Raw genomic sequence first — 19,964 nt, forward strand, 5'->3', positions numbered from 1 at the left:
TACCGTAGTACCATCGTTCGTTAAACTTAAAGTATTTCCCGATAAAGTTAAATCTTGCGCATCTGTATTGTCTAAATAACCTGATAAGTCTACCGTTCCTGCATTCCCTGATATACTCAATGTATTTGAGTTTAATGAAATACTCTGCGAATCTGTGTTATCTAAATATCCTGATAAATCAACTGTAGTACCATCGTTGGTTAAACTTAAAATATTTCCTGATAAGGTTAAATCTTGTGCATCTGTATTGTCTAAATAACCCGATAAGTCTACCGTTCCTGCATTCCCTGATATACTCAATGTATTTGAGTTTAATGAAATACTCTGTGAATCTGTGTTATCTAAATATCCTGATAAATCAACTGTAGTACCATCATTAGTTAAACTCAATGTATTTCCTGATAAGGCTAAATCTTGTGCATCTGTATTGTCTAAATAACCTGATAAATCAACTGTAGTTCCGTCATTAGTTAAACTTAAAGTATTTCCTGACAAGGTTAAATCTTGTTCATCTGTATTATCTAAATACCCTGATAAATTTACTTTAGAAGAATTTCCAGAAATACTTAATGAATTACCTGTTAATGATATTGCTTGTGCATCTGTATTATCCAAAAAACTAGATAAATCAACTGTAGTTCCGTCATTAGTTAAACTCAATGTATTTCCTGATAAGGTTAAATCCTGACTATCCGTATTATCTAAATATCCTGAAAGATCAACAGTCGTAACTCCTCCTGAAATACTTAAAGTATTTGTGTTTAAATTTAATTCCTGATTATCAGTATTGTCTAAATATTTTGATAAATCTACTGATGTAGCGTCGTTTGTTAATCCTAAAGAATTTCCTGTTAAAGTTAAATCTTGTGCATCTATTTGAGTTGCCCAAGTTACCACACCAGCACCATCTGTTATCAATACTTGATTTGCTGTACCATCAACTATTGGCAATTCATAATTACCTGCAATATTCAAACTATTTGCTATTTGCATTTTTCCTTCTGTACTAATAGCTGCTACGGGTGGTGCATTATATACTCCCCAAGTCCAACCATTATTTGTAGGAGCACTCATTGAAGTTTTAATACTAACTCCTGTAACTGGTCCATAATCATAATTTGCACTTCCTCCATATGAAATTTTATAACGATCACTTCGATTAAACTCAACTCCATTTGCTTCTCCATTTTCAAACCTAATTACATTATCTCCCATATTTAGCATTGCTGTTGCTGTATGATTTCCTAAATTATCTGCTAGTAAGGTTACCCATTCTGTTCCCGTCCAGCTATATAATAACTTTTCATCTGTGTCGAATACTATTAATCCTCCTTCATCTTCTCTAATTCCTCTAGAAGAAGCTACAGCTGGAAAATTAGGTTCTAGCGCAGTACGCTGTGCAGTTGTTAACCTATTTACTAAGAAACCTTTATTAGTTCCTTTTAAATCTAAGGAAGCAAATTCATTCGGTGCATCGGTTCCAATACCTACACTTAAGGGATTTGTTGCTCCTCCTAGAACCATGGTATTAGCGTTATTTGCAGTAGCTGCATTACCTATAGCAATTGCATTTGTTCCACTTACACTTGCATTGTATCCTATAGCAATGTTATTTGTTGCTTCAGATGCTCCTGGAGTTGGTCCAGTTGGTGTACTATCTACTACATCATTAGAACTTGCTCCGTATCCAATTACAATGGCTCCATCATTTTGTACTACCGAACTAGCACCTATTGCTATTGCTTGCGTATTATCTACATCTACAGCATCTCCTATTCCTATAGCAAAAGATTGAGAAATATTGGCTTCATTACCTAAACCTATAGAATTATCGGCATTAGGATTCATATTTATTGTATTTCCTATCCCCACTGCTCTAGTTCCTCTTACTTCATGATTCTGACCTACGGAAATAGCATATTGCGCGTCATTTCTTCCACTATATCCAATCATTATGACATCGTTTTCTCCAACATCCGAATCTGCTCCAATGAAAGTAGTTCGATATCTTCTTGTTGCATTATTACCTCCACTTTTATAATCTGCAAAAGCTCCCATTCCTACATTGTCTTCTCCTTCTCTATTGGTAAAACCAGCTTGAAAACCAACATAAGTATTTCTATTGGCATCATCTCTATTATTCGTTCTGTTATTATCCCAACCTGCCATAGCTCCAACAAATGTATTATAATCAGCATGTTCAGTAGCAGCTCCAGAGGCAGCTCCTAAAAAAGTATTCCAACGACCTTCATCTACATCTGTACCAGCAGAATCTCCAACAGCTGTATTATGATCTCCAAATTCAAGATCGCCTAATGCAGCATTTCCTACGGCTGTATTTTTAAAACCTGTACCATCACCTGTACCACTAAATCCATTAGTATCTCCTCCTGATTGATTTCCTATAAACGTATTCTCATATCCTGTTTGAATATTTGCTCCTGCATCCTCACCTACAAAAGTATTTTCATATCCTGTTGTATTTGAAGCTCCTGATTCTTCACCTAAAAAAGTATTGTCATATCCTGTCGTATTAAGCTCCCCAGACTCAGAGCCCAAAAATGTGTTGTCTGATCCTCTTAAGCTAGTACCATCAGTTCCAATATTACTTCTACCTGATTCGAATCCTATAAAAGTGTTATCTGCTCCATTGATATTATTATACCCTGCCAAATAACCTATAAAAATATTTTCCGAAACAGTATTAGACCTTCCTGCACCATACCCTATAAAAACTGTTTGATGTGCAGTTGTTAAAAAAGATCCTGTACTATCTCCATACATCGTATTATTATCTCCTGTAGTAATACTAACTCCAGATCCTGTTCCTGATGTTTGATTAAATGTTTGGGCAATAAGGTAATTTGACGGCATGTAAAGAAATGCCACCATAATAGTGAGTAGGGATTTTTTCATCGTATACAATAGTTTAGTTACCACAAAATTATAAAATAATTCCTTACTCTATTGTTTATCAGAAGTGTCAAAAAGTGTCAAAGCAAACTACTAAGGTAGTTTGCTTTTATTTTTTTATGTAGTATTTAAAACCTCTGTATACTAAAATTCCTGAACGCTTTTTAAGCATTCAGGAATTAAATAATTGGTTATAGTAGTAATTATGGTTTATTCTATTATCATCTTCTTAGTAGCTACTTTATGGTTATTTACATATAACGTGTAAAAATAAATTCCAGTAGGTAAAGATGCACTATTAAAGTATAGTTCCTTTTCTCCTTTCTCTTGTAAATATACTGTATCTATAATTTGTCCAGAAGTATTACTAAACACAATAGCCGCTTTTTCATACGTATCTGGCACATAATATTTTATAGATGTCGTTCCATTAAACGGATTTGGAATATTTTGGTATAAAATAGGTTGATTTTTATTAGCAGTAAAATTTCCTCCGCTGCTTAAAGTTCCTCCACAAGCGCAGTTCTCTAAAGCTTCTAACCTAGTAATCACATTACTTAATTCTGCTTGTTGCGCATTTAAAAGTGATTGTTGACTTGATATTTGTGCTTGTTGTGCTGCTAATAATGGTGCTAAATCTACATTTACGGATGCTCCATTTTGAATACCAATAGTTAATGTTGTACCAGAAAGTGATGCAGTTGTTAAATCTTGGCTATCTGAATTTACAAATGCAGATAAATCTATTGTTTTTGAACTTCCTGAAATACTTAAAGTAGTACCTGACAAGCTTAATTCTTGACTATCTGTGCCTGTTCCGTCCCTCAAACTAGAAAGATCAATACTATTTCCATTACTGATACTTAAATCTGTTCCTGATAAAGATAATGTTTGATCATCTGTATTATCCAAATAATCCGCTAAGTTGACTTTTGAAGAATTTCCAGAAATACTTAATGTATGATTTGCTAATGAAATCGCTTGCGAATCTGTATTATCTAAATAGTTAGATAAGTCTACTGAAGTAGCGTCATTTGTTAAACTTAATGTATTTCCTGTTAATTCTAAATCTTGATTATCAGTTCCTGTTCCATCTCTTAAACTAGAAAGATCAATACTATTTCCATTACTGATACTTAAATCTGTTCCTGATAAAGATAATGTTTGTTCGTCTCTATTGTCTAAATAATTAGATAAATCAACGGTAGTACCATCATTTGTCAAACTCAATGTATTTCCTGTTAATTCTAAATCTTGTGCATCTGTATTATCCAAATAACTTGACAAATCAACAGTAGTTCCATCATTGGTTAAACTCAATGTATTACCGGATAAAGTTAAATCTTGTGCATCCGTATTATCTAAATAACTTGACAAATCAACTGTTCCTGTATTTCCTGAAATACTTAAGGTATTCCCTGCTAATGAAATCCCTTGTGAATCTGTATTGTCTAAATAACCAGATAAATCAACACTAGTTCCGTCATTTGTTAAACTCAATGTATTACCTGTTAATTCCAAATCTTGTGCGTCCGTATTATCCAAATAACTTGACAAATCAACTGTTCCTACATTCCCTGAAATACTTAAGGTATTCCCAGCTAATGAAATTCCTTGCGAATCTGTATTGTCTAAATATCCAGATAAATCAACAGTAGTTCCGTCATTTGTTAAACTCAATGTATTACCAGATAAAGTTAAATCTTGTGCATCCGTATTATCCAAATATTTTGATAAAGCAACAACATTTACATTACCCGAAATTTTTAATGTATCTCTCACTAATGAAATCCCTTGCGAATCTGTATTATCTAAATAACCAGATAAATCAACACTAGTTCCGTCATTTGTTAAACTCAATGTATTACCAGATAAAGTTAAATCTTGTGCGTCCGTATTATCCAAATAACTTGACAAATCAACTGTTCCCGCATTTCCTGAAATGCTTAATGTATTCCCTGCTAATGAAATTCCTTGCGAATCTGTATTATCCAAATAACTTGATAAATCAACACTAGTAGCATCATTTGTTAAACTCAATGTATTACCAGATAAGGTTAAGTCTTGATTATCTGTCCCTGTACCATCTCTTAAACTAGAAAGATCAACATTGTTCCCATTACTAATACTCAAATTTGTTCCTACAAAAGATAATGTTTGTTCATCCGTATTATCTAAATATCCTGTTAGATTTACTTTTGATGCATTCCCTGAAATACTTAACGTATTTCCTGTTAATGATATAGATTGCGAGTCTGTATTATCTAAATAACTAGATAAATCTACAGTGGTTCCGTCATTCGTTAAGCTTAACGTATTTCCTGATAAGGCTAAATCTTGTGCATCTGTATTATCTATATATTTTGATAAATCAACTGAAGAAATATTTCCAGAAATATTTAATGTATTCCCTGCTAATGATATTGCTTGTGAATCTGTATTTGCCAAACTTGATAAATCTACTGTATGATTATCTTTAAAAGTTAATTGGTTTGTGGTATTATTAAAGCCTACTTGCTTAAAAATAGCTCCAATATCAATATACCTACGTCCTCCATTAGAATAATCTATTCTTAGAGAATCTTGCCCTGTAATTGTTCCGCCAGATATATCATTTAACCTTATAGTATTTCCTCCACCAATTGATAAATCACCTATATCTGTATCATAAGTTAAGTTAGGTGATGCCCAGCTTACATTTCCAGCTCCATCTGTAACTAGCATTTGATTTGCGGTACCATCTACAATTGGAAACTCATAACTTCCTGCAATATTTAGACTGTTAGCTATTTGCATTTTACCTTCTGTATTAATAGCTGCTACAGGTGCTCCATTATATGGTCCCCAAGTCCAACCATTCGCTGTATTCGCACTCATCGAATTTTTAATACTTTCACCTGTTACAGGTCCGTAAATATAATTTGCAGTTGCTCCATGTGAAATTTTATATTGTTCACTAGCATTAAATTCAACTCCATTTGTTTCACCTGTATTAAAACGTATAGCATTATCTGCCATATTGAGTGTAGTCGTTGCCGTATGATTCCCTAAATTATCAGCTATTGTACCAACCCATTGTGTTCCATCCCAAGAATATAGTTTTTTATCTTCAGTATCGTAAACTATCATTCCTTCATCTGTTGCTGATAAATTACTTGCTAAAGCTGTTTTCTGAGCATTTGTTAAGCGATTAAGTTGTAATCCTTTATTTGTTCCTGATAACTCTAACGCAGCATTAATATTAGGAGTATCTGTACCAATTCCTACACTTAACGGAACTGTTACTCCTCCTAAAACCATCGTGTTATCTACAGAAGCATTAGCATTAGTACCAAATGCATAAGCATGTTTACCTGATGCAATAGCGCCTTTACCAAAGGCTACTGCTAGAGAATCTGTAGCTTGTGCTTGGTATCCTATTGCCATGTTATAGTTAGCTCCTGCTGTAGCTCCTGTTCCATTAACTGTTGCTTGATATCCTAAAGCTATTCCTCCATCTGTTTGCGCTACTGCACTTGCTCCAATCCCTATAGATTCAATATTATCTATATCTACCTGATTTCCTATTCCTATAGCATAATCTCCTGCTGCTGCTACATCATGAGTATTACCAATACTTACACTATATCTAGCATTATTTGTAGAAGTATGTCCTACTCCAATAGAATATAAATCATTCACTTTACTGTTAAAACCAACCACAATTACATCATCGTGACCAGCTTCAGCTTTAGATCCTATGAAAATAGTTCTATGTCTTATGGTTGGATTATTGAGACCAGACCAAAAATGTCCATCACTAAAACCAGATGGTCCATATCCTGCAAAAGCTCCCATTCCTACATTATCTTCACCTTCTCTGTTTGAAGCTCCTGCCATCATACCTACATATGTGTTTCGATTAGCATTTGTAGTACTATTGGTTCTATTATTATCCCAACCTGACATTGCACCTACAAAAGTGTTAAAATCTGCCCATTCTGTTGCAACACCAGAAGCTGCTCCAATCATTGTATTATATATTCCATCTCCAATATCAATTGCAGACGAATCTCCAATAGAAGTATTATGATGTCCATCGTCTACGTCACTCATAGCTTCACTACCTACAGCAGTATTTCTATAACCTACGTCTGCTGAGATTCCCGCTTCATTACCTACAAAAACATTCTTGTACCCAGTAGTATTACTCATTCCTGCATCTTCACCAATAAATACATTTTCATATCCAGTAGTATTACGAGTACCTGACTCTTCCCCTACAAAGGTATTATCATAACCTGTAGTGTTATTTTCTCCTGATTCTGTTCCTAAAAACGTATTGTCTCCACCTGTAGTAGTAAATTTACCAGATTCCCAACCGATGAAGGTATTATCAAAACCAGTAGTATTATTATATCCAGCTAAATAACCCATAAATACACTTTCAGAAGTTGTATTGGACCTTCCAGCTCCATAACCTATAAAAACAGTTTGGCTTCCAGAGGTTAAAAAGGAACCTGTACTATCTCCAAACATGGTATTAAAATCTCCAGAAGTAATTCTAACACCTGATCCTGTTCCTTGGGTTTCATTTAAAGTTTGGGCAAAAAGATTGGTTGACAACATACAAAATAATGTTGTCAAAATAGTGAGTAGGGATTTTTTCATCTTATACAATAGTTTAATTACTACAAAATTAAAATAGTGAGTTACAACACACTGTTTTAGATGGTTTCAAAAAGTTACAAAAGCAAAAAACATATTATTATTTCCCTGCTTATTACCTTAAATTGAAACCCGCATCTATATACTGTACAGGTAACTCACAATTTACCCTCGTTTTTTTTTGACTTTTTTTTCGTTTAGCAAATCTTACTGTTTTTCAGTGTTTTCTACCTGATAATTATTATATATTTGGCCTCTATGAAACGGCAACAAACTATTATACGTTGGAGTTTATTCCTGTTTACTTTTGCTATATATATATACAATCTACCTAGCGGAATTACTTTTTGGGATAGCTCTGAATTTATTGTTTCTAATGATACGCTACAAATTACACATCCAGCTGGTGCTCCATTTTATACCCTGATTTCAAATGTAATTTTAGGAGTCTTTTTTTTTATGTCTCCTGCATTTGTATCTAATATGATTTCTGCATTTTTTGGAGCCTTAACAATTCCATTATTGTATAATATTACACATCTATTTGCTTCAAAAATTTATACTAAACCTGATCGTGAAATTATACTACATTTCGCTGGAATTATTGCTGCATTATCTTTTGCTTTTTCCACTAGTTTTTGGACTGCTGCAACTGAAACAGAAGTGTATACTTTGTCTTTCTTTTTACTACTACTTGTCGTATGGCTTGCTTTTAAATGGTTTATAACAACATCTTTAAAAAAAGAGTTCCAATTTTTATATCTTATTTTTCTAATACTTGGAATTTCTATTGGCGTGCATTTAATTAATATTGCTGTAGTTATTCCTTTAGCTTTTATTTTTACCTATAAAAAGTTTGGGTTCAATTTAAGACATATCATAACTGCCTTTATCAGTGGGTTAGTACTTTTTATAATACTGTTAAACATTATATTTCAAGGAACTTTAAAAGTAATTGCTTCTTTTGATATATGGGCAGTAAACTCATTACAATTACCTGTAAATTCTGGTGCTTTATTTTTATTTATTTCTATTTTTATAGCACTCTTTGCTATTATTTACATTGGTTATATAAAAAAATTATTGATACTACATAGTAGTGTGATCTGTATAGTATTCTTTTTAATTGGTAGTAGTAGTTATCTTACTCCTATTATAAGATCTCAAATTACAACTCCAATTTCTAATGTAGCTACGACACCCAATGCTTTAATTCCTTATGTGAGTGCTACTCAATTTGGTGTAGATAATATTCCTCTATTAAATGGTAGCACTTTTAACGCTCCTATAGATACCTTAACTCCTCTTCTTGACACTAAACCATTTTATAAATACAAAGCCAAACAAAACAAATACAATATTGTAAATAGTGGGAAACATGAGCTTCCGAATTATGATAAACGTTTTAACTTATTCTTTCCCCGTGTTTACCATAAAAATGCTATCAACAAAACTGGATATCAAACTTGGACAACTATAAAAGGACATCCTATTGCAACCAAAGTTAATGGTAAAAAAGTAACTATTTATAAACCTACCTTTAGTGAAAACCTATCTTTCTTTTATAATTATCAAGTATATTGGTTGTATTTACGTTACTTATTTCAAAATTTTATTGGTACTCAAAATAATTTAAAAGGTGATGGCTCTATTTTAAGAGGTAATTGGATTTCTGGTTTTGATTTTATTGATAAAAACAACGTTGGTGATGATTCACTTATTCCTAGTTTTTATAGGAATTTAAATAGTAAAGATGTTTTTTATTTTCTTCCTTTTCTAATGGGAATTTGGGGATTATTTCTTTTACGTAAACATAAACTATTACTATACACTTCTGGTTTGCTATTCTTACTATTTGGCTTGGGGATTATTATTTATGTGAATCCTGTACCACAAAGTATTATGATACGGGAACGTGATTATATTTTTACAGGTTCATTTATGTTTTTTAGTATCTGGATAGGATTATCTGTAATTGGATTTGTAAAAGTACTTTCTTTCATTAAAAATGAAACCTATAAAAAAGTAATAGCTGTATTAGTTTCACTTTTATTCGCCCCTGCACAATTATTAGTAAAAGGTTTTGATAATCATAATCGCTCTAACGAAAACTTTGCATACCAGCTAGCAAAAACCTATTTAGCTTCTTGTCCAGAACAAGCAATACTTGTTACAAATACAGACAACATGACCTTTCCGCTTTGGTATTTACAAGAAGTTGAAGGTTACAGAACTGATATTCGTATAATTAACTACGAGCAATTAGTTTTTGATTGGTATAGTGAAAAGCTTACAGCAAAAATGCACCTTTCTAAACCAGTGCATTTAACTCTTTCAGATAATTTTATTGATCAAAAGTTTAATACAGCTATACCATTACATAAAATTACCTCTGGATATTTCAATCTTGATAAGCTATCTAGCTTTATGGACAATCCAAAAAACCGATTGAATATTTATAAGAAAAAGATTTATTTTTTCCCTACTGATCAGTTATTGCTTCCTATTGCAACATCTACATATCTAAAAAAAACTCTTAAAAGTCTTTCTAAAAGTGTACAAAAATTAGATACACTTCGTTGGGATTACAATAAACAATCGTATACTAAAAACGATATTATTCTTTTAGATGTAATCGCTAATAACTTTAATAATAGACCTATTTGTTTTAGTGAAATAGGTAATACTAAACATACTTTAGGTTTAGATAATTTTTTAATTCAACGTGGCTTAGTTAGCCAATTATTACCTGTAAAAAGTCTTAAAGGTGATAATCCAAAAATTATTCACACTCCTATTTCGTATCAAAATTTAGTTACTGCCTCTTCCTTTAAACATCAAGATAACATTGATACAAAAGTAACAGATGAAACCATTGCCATCTCTAAGACTATAGTTCGTAAAAATTATTATTTCCTAGCACAAGCATTAATTGAAGAAGGCAAAATAGCAAAAGCTAAAGAAGTATTAAACTATGTAATTGATAAATTCCCTAATACTACTATTCCATATGGTGAATATGCTTTTGCTTTAGGAAAGCTATACTATCGTTTAAAAATGGACATGGAAGGAAATACTATTTGTGAAACTGCAATTCAAAATGTAGAGGAAACACTTTTATGGATGACTTCTTTTGATACTCCTAGACCTATTATTAATATTAGACGTGCTAACTATCTATTTAAGATTTATTCGCAGATGGTTACACAAATACAACCATACAATTCTTCTTTCTATACTCTAAAATCTAAAGACGTTATTGCCATAAAAAAACGTTTAGATACTTGGAAAAACAGGAATTGGCCATATTAAATTATACTATGTTTTTTTTCTCTACAGAAATTACCTCCTCTCACATATCATCAGATACTCCTTTGTTTCAAAGAACTAAAAAGGCATACGAATTAATTGCTGACAAAGTTCATGGAAACATTCTTGAAATTGGTTCTGGAGAAGGATATGGATTAGAAATTATATACAATGAATCATTAAACATTACTGCAGTAGATAAAGCTAGTTATGCAAATCATAAATTACGTCAGAAATTCCCTAAAGCGACCATTATTCAACAACAGGTACCTCCACTGACTGATATCCCATCTAATAGCCAAGATGTGGTTATTACTTTTCAGGTAATAGAACATATTCAAAACGATCGTTATTTTTTAGAAGAAATATACAGAGTTCTAAAACCTAATGGTACTTTGTTTTTAACGACTCCAAATGCTACACAATCTGTTACTAGAAATCCTTGGCATTATAAAGAATACCTCTGTAAGGAATTAACAGACTTATTATCGGATACTTTTACAAAGGTTACAGTTAAAGGTATTACAGGCAAAAAGGCTACTATGGAGTATTATGATGCTAATAAACGTTCTGTTGCTAAAATTCTACAATGGGATATTTTAAAATTAGAAAAAAGAGCTCCTAAATTTTTGCTTAGAATTCCTTATGAAATTTTTAATCGAATTAACAGAAGACTATTGCTCAAAAACAATAAAGAATTAGTAAACAATATTACTTCTGCTGATTATTTCTTAACCGATGATTGTAATGAAAATACACTAGACTTTTTCTGTATAGCAACAAAATAAATTTTTCCTTTATTCTTTTCTCTAAAGTTATTAGTCTAGTTCCTTGTCTCAAAAACATTTTGTTTAACCTTATATAAAAAAACATAAACATTTTGTATTTTTGATATAATTTAAAATCCATATGTATGTTTCAACTTTTTAAAAAGAAATCGCAAAAAGAAAAGCTACAAGCACGTTATAAAAAATTATTAAGTGAAGCACATCAACTCTCTACTACGAATAGAAAGTTAAGCGATGAAAAGGTTTTTGAAGCAGAACAAGTAATGAAACAAATAGAGGCTTTAGAGGAATAATGACTAATAAAAAAGATAAAAAACCTGATACTGTTGTTTTCAATACAGAGACAGGCAAATACGATGCTGCCTTAAAACCATACGCAACTTCTGTAGGTGCTCCAGTAATTACTGTAACGGATACTACAGCATGGAAAAATAGAAGCACTAATAAAGTTAATCACAAGATTAAAACAAAATACCTTGAATTAAAGGCTGCTTACGAGCAAATGATAGAAGAGTTTGAATACAATAATCTTATTTTAAATGCTGAGTTTTCATTTGAGCCCATAATTGGTGAAACTTATCATTTGTATAAGCATAAAAACGGTAAGTACTTTTTATCGTTAATAGCTCCTGAACAATGTAACTTTAATTTTATAGGTAGCTATCTTTTAAATGCAGAACAGATCTGGGAGAAAGCATGAATATCTATTTCATAAATTCACATAACGTATGAGGCAAGAGCAAGTTTATATTATTGGTGCAGGTATCAGTGGCTTGATTGCTGCTACTGTATTAGAAAAAAATGGTTTTAAACCTATAATTATTGAATCGACGGATAGTGTTGGTGGAAGAGTAAAAACAGATATTGTTAATGGTTATCAATTAGATCATGGTTTTCAGGTATTACTTACTTCTTATCCAGCAGCAAAAAAATATCTTGATTATACTACTTTAGAACTCCAAAAATTCCTACCAGGCACAGTTATATTTAAAAATAAGAAAAAATCCATTTTAGGAGATCCTCTACGAGAATCATCATTCTTATTTAGTACGCTGTTTTCAAATCTTGTAAATTTTAGTGACAAACTAAAAATATTTAAGCTTTCCAAATTGCTTAAAAAGAAATCTATTAGCGCTATTTTTACTGAAAAAGAGTTGACTACTATAGATTATCTTATAAATTTTGGGTTTTCAAATCATGCTATTCAAAACTTTTTTCTTCCTTTTTTTAGCGGTATTTTTTTAGAAACTGAATTACAAACTTCTAGTAGAATGTTTGAGTTTATCTATAAAATGTTTTCCACCGGCCATGCAGCCATTCCCAAAGCTGGTATGGAAGCCATACCTACTCAGTTAAAAAACAACTTAAAACAAACTACATTTTTATTTAATACTAAAGTAAAAAATGTAGCTGATACTAAAATCGAGTTAGTAGACGGAAGTGTATTATATAGTGATATAATCATTATTGCTACAGATGCCAGTAAACTTATAAATTCTGATGGAAATCAAGAAAAAACATGGAAATCTTGTCAAACTTTATATTTTACTACCCCTTCAAAATCTATTCAAAAACCCATTATTGGATTGATTACTGATCCACTTTCCTTAATTAATAATATTTTTTACCATACAAATTTAGCAACTAATTCGCTACCTGAGGAAGAGTTATTTTCTGTTACTGTTGTGAAAGATCATCACTTACATGAAGATTTACTTATTAAAGAAGTAACAAAAGAACTAACATTATTATGCGGTATAGATAATCTACAGTTTTTAAAGTTATATGATATTCCAAAAGCTTTGCCCAATTGTGAAGATGTACATTATAAAGTTTCATCTGAAGAAATCACCTTAAATAATCATATTATTTTAGCTGGAGATCATTTATTAAATGGTTCTTTAAACGCTGCAATGCTTTCTGGAGAGCTTGCTGCTATGGCTGCGATAAAAGTTTTAGATAATTGATTTGTTAAAATACCGCATTCGCACTGAGTTTTTAATCAAATTTTCAGAATAGTAAAGAAATATGGAGGGTACAATTGCAAGGGGCTGAAGCCGCCTTGGTTTTCACCCATAAAACAATCTAAAATTTAAACAACTTTAGGAAATCATTTATTAAATCGTTATTTAAACACTGCAATGCTTTCTGGAGAGCTTGCTGCTATGGCTGCGATAAAAGTTTTAGATAATTGATTTGTTAAAATACCGCATTCGCACTGAGTTTTTAATCAAATTATTCAGGCTAACAAAGAAATATGGAGGGTACAATTGCAAGGGGCTGAAGCCTCCTTGGTTTTCTATTTACAAAACAATCTAAAATTTAAACAACTTTAACTGGAGATCATTTGTTAAATCGTTATTTAAACACTGCAGTAATTTCTGAAGAACTTGCTCTTTTAGCTAAGATAAAGTTTTAGATAATTGATTTGTTATAATACTACATTCTCATTGAACTTTTAATCAAATTTTTCTGGCTAACAAAGAAATATGGAGGGTACAATTGCAAGGGGCTGAAGCCTCCTTGGTTTTCACCCATAAAACAATCTAAAATTTAAACAACTTTAACTGGAGATCATTTATTAAATCGTTCTTCAAACATTGTAATGCTTTATAGACAACTTGCTGTTTTAGCTAAGATAAAGTTTTAGATAATTGATTTGTTATAATAACGTATTCGTACTGAGTTTTTAATCAAATTTTTCAGGCTAATAAAGAAATATGTAGAGTATAATTGCAAGGGGCTGAAGCCACCTTGGTTTTTATTTACAAATTAATGTAGAAATTAAAGTAAATAAATATCTATACTACTTTTTGTATTCGTAAGATTTAAGTTTTTCTAGTGTAGTGTATTGTAATGCTTTTTGATCTGTAGCTTCTAAAATTACCCATGGTGCTTTCCCTACTCTTTCTGCTTCAAGCCATCTCGAAATACACAAACACCATTTAGAGCCTGGTTGTAAACCTGGAAAGTTCCAATGTGGAATTGGAGTAAATAGATCGTTTCCTTTGGTTTTTGTATAATCGAGAAACTCTTGTGTTACTATAGCACAAACTATATGCGTTCCTAAATCATAGTTTACTGTTCTACAGAATCCATCTCTAAAATATCCTGTAGCTGGATTATTACAGCAACTTTGTAGAGGTTGTCCAAAAACATTTAATTCGTTCATAGGAAAAATGGAATTCCTTGTGAAATTTAAAAAGCGTTACGTAAACTTTCTATTTTATTTAGAACTCGTTGTGCTTCATTAAATTTCACAAGGCTTTCTTTTCTGTTATTCTTGAGAAGTTTATTTCTCTCAGACATTAGTTTATCATACTGTTGTTGTAGCTTATCTTCTAAAGATCGTTTTTTGAAAATACTAAACATGGTCGGTTTTTAGGTAGTTTTGTAATTCCTGAATTTTACTAGGAGAATTAAAAACACCGCCATAATAAGTAGTTACTGTAGCTGAAGTATCGTCTTTAACTCCCCTTGAAGATACACAAAGGTGTTTCGCATCTATAATAACTGCAACATCTTCTGTAGCTAATATAGTACTCAGCTCTTTGCCAATTTGATTTGTTAATCGTTCTTGGACTTGTGGCCTTTTGGCATAATATTGTACAATTCTATTTAGTTTTGATAAACCAATTACTTTTCCTGAAGAAATATAAGCAACATGAGCCTTACCAATAATTGGAACAAAATGGTGTTCGCAATTAGAGTAAAATGTGATGTTCTTCTCTACTAGCATTTGGTTGTATTGATATTTATTATCAAACAAAGCTATTTTTGGTTTGTTCTCTGGATTTAAACCTGAAAAGATTTCATCTATATACATTTTAGCGACTCTGTTTGGTGTACCTTTTAAACTGTCGTCTGTTAAATCTAATCCCATTACATTCATGATCTCTTCAAAAAGAATGGCTATTCTTTCCTTTTTCTCCTGATCTGACATGTCAAAGGCATCTGCACGTAAGGGAGTTTCTAATCCGGTAAAAATATGATCATCTCCAATTTCATCATCTGTAAAACCATTCAAACTGTTTTTACCATTCATAGAAGGCATTGCTATATCTATTTTCTTCATAAAGTATTTTTAGTAGTTAAGGTCTAACCTTCCTTTTAATCTCACTTCAATCTTCTTCTTCTTTACGGTTAAACGCTTCATTATATCCATAAGCTTCACATCTTTAGTTTGCTTATATATTTCGTTGATGGCAAGAATAAGTCTTTTAGCTTCTCTAGATGCGACTACTCTATCACTAGTAGACATATGACTCATTTTTGCTTTCTCAAATTCAAGAGCTTGATTAATTAAATCCATAACTTTCTTCTTTTATGTTTAACACTAAACAAATATAATTAAACAAAATATTGTTTCCTATTAATTAGAATAAGATAAACTTATTATAAAATTGAATTATCTTATTATTACTTATAATTGGACGTATTTTTAATAAAAAACATACATAAATTCCTCTAAAAAATATAAAATGTATTATTTCTTAGAAGATATTTTCTTAAACAAAATAGTATTCAAAGACTAATGAGAAGGTATTACTAAGTATATAATCTAGATATGAAGAGAGAGAATTCCATAAAAAAACACAAGCCAGAATAACATATTCTGACTTGTGCATAGTGGTAAAAACAAACAGTTTTAGAAGCCATCCCCTGGAACTTCTGGACTCGCTGCTTGAGCTTTTTTAGGATTCAGTATTAAATATGTTCCTAATGCAGTTAAAGCGGTATATTTACCATAATTCCCTATTTTTTTTAAAGCTTCTTTTCTATTAATCGCTTCGTTATTATTTTTTTGTTCTTTCATTTTTATATCCTTTGTTTTTGGCAGTCAACTATTTCAATAGTAAGCTATAGAAACATTATCCTTTAATAACTTACCTTATATACTTTGTACAGTTAATTTATAGATTACCCTAATTTTATTTTTAAGAAAATCATCTTAAAACACAAATCAGAATATGTTATTCTGATTTGTGCTTGTTACTTTTAATTTATAACTACTTTTTAATGATGATTTTTTTGTCTTTGGTTCCAAATGCTGTAGTAATACGTGCAATGTATATACCTACTTCCATTTCTGGTAAATCAATTACATTTCTTCCTGTACCTTGATGAGTTCCTTCAAAAACTTTTTCTCCTATTGTATTGTATAAATTTACTTCAAAGCTCTTCTCTTGAATTCCTTCTACAATCAATTCTAAGTTTCTATTGTATACCTTAACATCATTTATATTGAGAGTTGGAGTTGTTAACGTACTAGATTTTGTATGTAAATAAAACCTTCCTATTCCATTGACTTTTTCATCTAACTGAACCGTATAGGAAGCTCCTTTAGTCACATCTAATTGTACAAAGGTATTCTCTAATCTATCTTCTAAATAAACTTCAATTCCTTCTGGTAAATTGATATACGCTGCTGTAAAAACTAACTCTGTTCCTTCTTTTGATGTTACTCCTACTGGAATTATCTGAGTTTCTATAGCTTCTTCTGGTAATGATTGATACGTGAAGTTTTCCTTTCTATCACTTGCTACTAAACGAGTAAATACATCGAAATTAGCTCCATTAAAGTTTCCTAAGTCATACCCTGGATCTAACCCTAAACTTGCTTCTTCTCTAAATGTAATTATTGTATTTACTGAACTATCCGTAGTATTCATTATCAACTTTATACTTGATATTGGAGCTGCTCCTCTATGAAACGTTCCTCCTACATTTTGTATTGAACGTAACGATTCTTTGAAGTTCATATTTGTTACTCCAGTAGTTGTTCTTACAAAGAAACCTTGTCCTGGCGCTACTGATTTTGCTCCAGTTACCAATGAATTTGCTACGTACTTATTTTGAGTAGTATCCCAAACATATATTCCCATATAAGTAGGATCGAAACTAGCTAAGTTATCTTGAATAAAGTTATCTCCTCCATTCTCATTTACTGGAATATAAGCAGTATATGGGTTTCCAATAGCGTTCCATTCAGAAGCTGTTACACTTTTAGTAACATTTGTCGTTTCTAAAGTTCCTGTAAACGTTACTACTCCATCTGTAGCTCTAGAAATAATATAACTTCTTCCTTTTTCAAATGTTACGCTATTACTTGCTAAATCATCTGTAGTATAATACACCCATTTAGAACCTGTTGGTTGACTATCATCATAATATCCAACTGCAACTCTATTTGGTGTTACCGTTGTATTTCTTCGAATATTATTCGCAATATTATCTACAAAGTCTTTGATACTCTGACCTGAAACTGGCGCTGTAACGATACTCCATTGATTGGCTAATAAACCTCCTCGTTCGTAAGTAACCTCTCCGTTAGCAGTTCCTTTAACTATTAAAGTTCCGCTATTGGCTGAAGTAGATGTTATTGTAATTGTTCCATTATTATCGAAATTATTTTCTATAACAGCTGCTCCGTCTTGTAAAATTTGTAATGATGCTGAACTCTTTACTTCTAAACTGTTCATTTCTGCTACAATTCCTGATGCTATTTCTGGTGCTGTAGTCACGTTTGGTATTAACACATCGTGATTTGTTGGTGGAGTTACATCTCCACTCCAGTTAGTGCTTACATTCCAAACCGAACTTGTATTTCCTGTCCAAATAGATTGATTTGCTGATGCTGTAATACTAAATATACTGTTGATGAATGTTACGGTATAATTAATATTTAGAGCTAATGTTCCTTGAGTTATAATATAATTTCCTACAGTTTCTCCTGGTGCTCTTGTTAAGTCACCTACAAAGAAATCACTTCCAACTAAACTTCCTGAGGTAATTTGATATGTTAAAGCTGGATCGGTAGTTCCAAATACTTTCGTTTTGGCATCGGCAGTAATTGTAATTGCTCTTCTGGTAATAGTCAGATCATTACCTATGTATGTTATATTATAGTTTGGACTTAGTGATAAACTTCCTTGATTGATTGCATAGATTCCTACATTTTCTCCTACTACTCTAGTTAAACTTCCTGAAAAAGTATCTCCTAACACTAAACCTCCATTAGTAACTCTATAAGATAATACAGAATCTCCACTTCCATATACTTTCGTTTTTGCGTCTGCAGCAACAGTGATATTTCTTGCTGTAATGGTTACATCATTTGAAATAAAAGAAATCGCATAATTACTATTATTTAATGTTCCTTGATTAATCGCATATGTTCCTACATCTTCCCCAACTGCTCTATCTAAACTTCCTGTGAACGCATCACTACCTACTAAATTTCCAGAAGTTATTGTATATGTTAATGTTGGCTCTGGATCTCCGTATACCTTACTCTTAGCGTCGGCTGTTACTTCTATAGCACGAGCAATAATATCTAGACTTACTGAACCTGAATTTGTATATGTTATAGCGTAAGAAGATTCACCTCCATTATTTGAAGTAAATCGAGCTGATAAACCTCTTATTTGGTATCTACCTACATTTTCTCCATTTGCTCTAAATGTTCCATATGTTTCTAAAGTATCATCATAAGCCAATGATCCTTCTGTAATTGTATATGGCCAAATTAAGGCAGGATCTGGATCTCCATAAGTTTTTTGAAGTGGCGCCGTAGGAATTACTCTAATAAATCGGTAATCAATATAAAAATTAGCACTAACAAAAGTAAGGTCATAATTTGAACCTAGTGATAATGTACCTTGTTGAATAGCATAATTTCCTTGAGCTTGACCTTCTACTCTTGATAATGTTCCTGTAAAAATATCACTGCCAATTAAACTTCCATTAGTAATTGTATATGTTAAAGCTGGATCTGAATTTCCATACACTTTACTCTTAGCTTCTGCAGTTACTTCAATAGCTCTTTTAGTTATACTTAAATTGTTCGACACAAAAGAAATCGCATAATTCGCATTGATTCCTAAACTTCCTTGATTGATCGCATAAGTTCCTACGTTTTCTCCTGCTACTCTAGTTGCATTTCCAGAAAATGCATCACTTCCTACTAAACTTCCTGAGGTAATTTGATATGTTAATACTGGATCTGTAGTTCCATATACTTTGCTTTTTACATCAGCAGTGATCTCAATAGGTCTAGTAGTAATGCTTAAATCATTCGATACAAATGAAACTGCGTAATTTGCATTGATTCCTAAACTTCCTTGATTGATCGCATAAGTTCCTACGTTTTCTCCTGCTACTCTGGTTACACTTCCAGAAAATGCATCACTTCCAACTAAACTTCCTGAGGTAATTTGATAGGTTAATGCTGGATCTGTAGTTCCATATACTTTACTTTTTGCATCAGCAGTAACTTCAATAGGTCTAGTAGTAATGCTCAAATCG

Annotated in this window: 12 protein-coding genes (1 of these 12 running past the window's edge); 5 read left to right on the forward strand and 7 right to left on the reverse strand. The window is 31.8% G+C overall.

Going from position 1 to position 19,964, the window contains the following annotated elements:
- Positions 1–3,123: 3,123 nt before the first annotated feature.
- Positions 3,124–7,563, reverse strand: a complete 4,440-nt coding sequence (locus ACKTTC_RS14815) for a T9SS type A sorting domain-containing protein (protein ID WP_408040625.1) — start codon at positions 7,561–7,563, stop codon at positions 3,124–3,126.
- A gap of 255 nt (positions 7,564–7,818) precedes the next feature.
- Between ACKTTC_RS14815 and ACKTTC_RS14820 the strand changes: the two genes are divergently transcribed.
- The 5 genes from ACKTTC_RS14820 to ACKTTC_RS14840 all read left to right on the forward strand — a co-directional run bounded on the left by ACKTTC_RS14820 (position 7,819) and on the right by ACKTTC_RS14840 (position 13,624).
- A complete protein-coding gene (locus ACKTTC_RS14820) occupies positions 7,819–10,872 on the forward strand; it encodes a protein O-mannosyl-transferase family (RefSeq protein ID WP_408040626.1) in 3,054 nt (1,017 codons plus the stop codon).
- A complete protein-coding gene (locus ACKTTC_RS14825) occupies positions 10,845–11,657 on the forward strand; it encodes a class I SAM-dependent methyltransferase (protein WP_408040627.1) in 813 nt (270 codons plus the stop codon). The genes ACKTTC_RS14820 and ACKTTC_RS14825 overlap by 28 nt, the downstream gene beginning before the upstream one ends.
- Positions 11,658–11,782: 125 nt before the next feature.
- On the forward strand, positions 11,783–11,950 hold the full coding sequence (locus ACKTTC_RS14830; RefSeq protein WP_408040628.1) for a Lacal_2735 family protein: 168 nt from the start codon (positions 11,783–11,785) through the stop codon (positions 11,948–11,950).
- Positions 11,950–12,357 (forward strand): DUF2452 domain-containing protein, encoded by a 408-nt coding sequence (locus tag ACKTTC_RS14835; RefSeq protein WP_408040629.1) that lies wholly within the window; start codon positions 11,950–11,952, stop codon positions 12,355–12,357. The genes ACKTTC_RS14830 and ACKTTC_RS14835 overlap by 1 nt, the downstream gene beginning before the upstream one ends.
- A 28-nt stretch (positions 12,358–12,385) precedes the next feature.
- Complete coding sequence (locus ACKTTC_RS14840) at positions 12,386–13,624, forward strand: FAD-dependent oxidoreductase (protein WP_408040630.1); 1,239 nt, start codon at positions 12,386–12,388, stop codon at positions 13,622–13,624.
- A gap of 839 nt (positions 13,625–14,463) precedes the next feature.
- On the opposite strand, the gene ACKTTC_RS14845 is transcribed toward ACKTTC_RS14840, so the two are convergent.
- From ACKTTC_RS14845 to ACKTTC_RS14870, 6 genes are all read right to left on the reverse strand, one after another.
- Positions 14,464–14,829 carry a DUF2237 family protein gene (locus tag ACKTTC_RS14845; RefSeq protein ID WP_408040631.1) on the reverse strand — a complete coding sequence of 122 codons (366 nt, stop codon included), beginning with the start codon at positions 14,827–14,829 and terminating at the stop codon, positions 14,464–14,466.
- A gap of 26 nt (positions 14,830–14,855) precedes the next feature.
- Entirely contained in the window at positions 14,856–15,029 is a 174-nt protein-coding gene (locus ACKTTC_RS14850) for a Lacal_2735 family protein (RefSeq protein ID WP_408040632.1), read from the reverse strand.
- On the reverse strand, positions 15,022–15,732 hold the full coding sequence (gene folE / locus ACKTTC_RS14855) for a GTP cyclohydrolase I FolE (RefSeq protein ID WP_408040633.1): 711 nt from the start codon (positions 15,730–15,732) through the stop codon (positions 15,022–15,024). Before folE ends, ACKTTC_RS14850 begins: the two co-directional genes overlap by 8 nt.
- 9 nt (positions 15,733–15,741) lie before the next feature.
- Positions 15,742–15,969 (reverse strand): hypothetical protein, encoded by a 228-nt coding sequence (locus ACKTTC_RS14860; RefSeq protein ID WP_408040634.1) that lies wholly within the window; start codon positions 15,967–15,969, stop codon positions 15,742–15,744.
- A 336-nt stretch (positions 15,970–16,305) separates the two neighbouring features.
- Positions 16,306–16,473 carry a hypothetical protein gene (locus ACKTTC_RS14865; RefSeq protein ID WP_408040635.1) on the reverse strand — a complete coding sequence of 56 codons (168 nt, stop codon included), beginning with the start codon at positions 16,471–16,473 and terminating at the stop codon, positions 16,306–16,308.
- Between the two features lie 193 nt (positions 16,474–16,666).
- Positions 16,667–19,964, reverse strand: partial view of an MBG domain-containing protein gene (locus ACKTTC_RS14870; protein ID WP_456243513.1) — the final stretch only. The gene runs 3,887 nt beyond the window's last position; only the last 3,298 of its 7,185 coding nucleotides appear in the window; its start codon lies off the right edge, out of view — the gene reads right to left on this strand; its stop codon occupies positions 16,667–16,669.

It is taken from the genome of Tenacibaculum amylolyticum (assembly GCF_964511145.1).
Classification (GTDB): Bacteria; Bacteroidota; Bacteroidia; order Flavobacteriales; family Flavobacteriaceae; genus Polaribacter; species Polaribacter amylolyticum.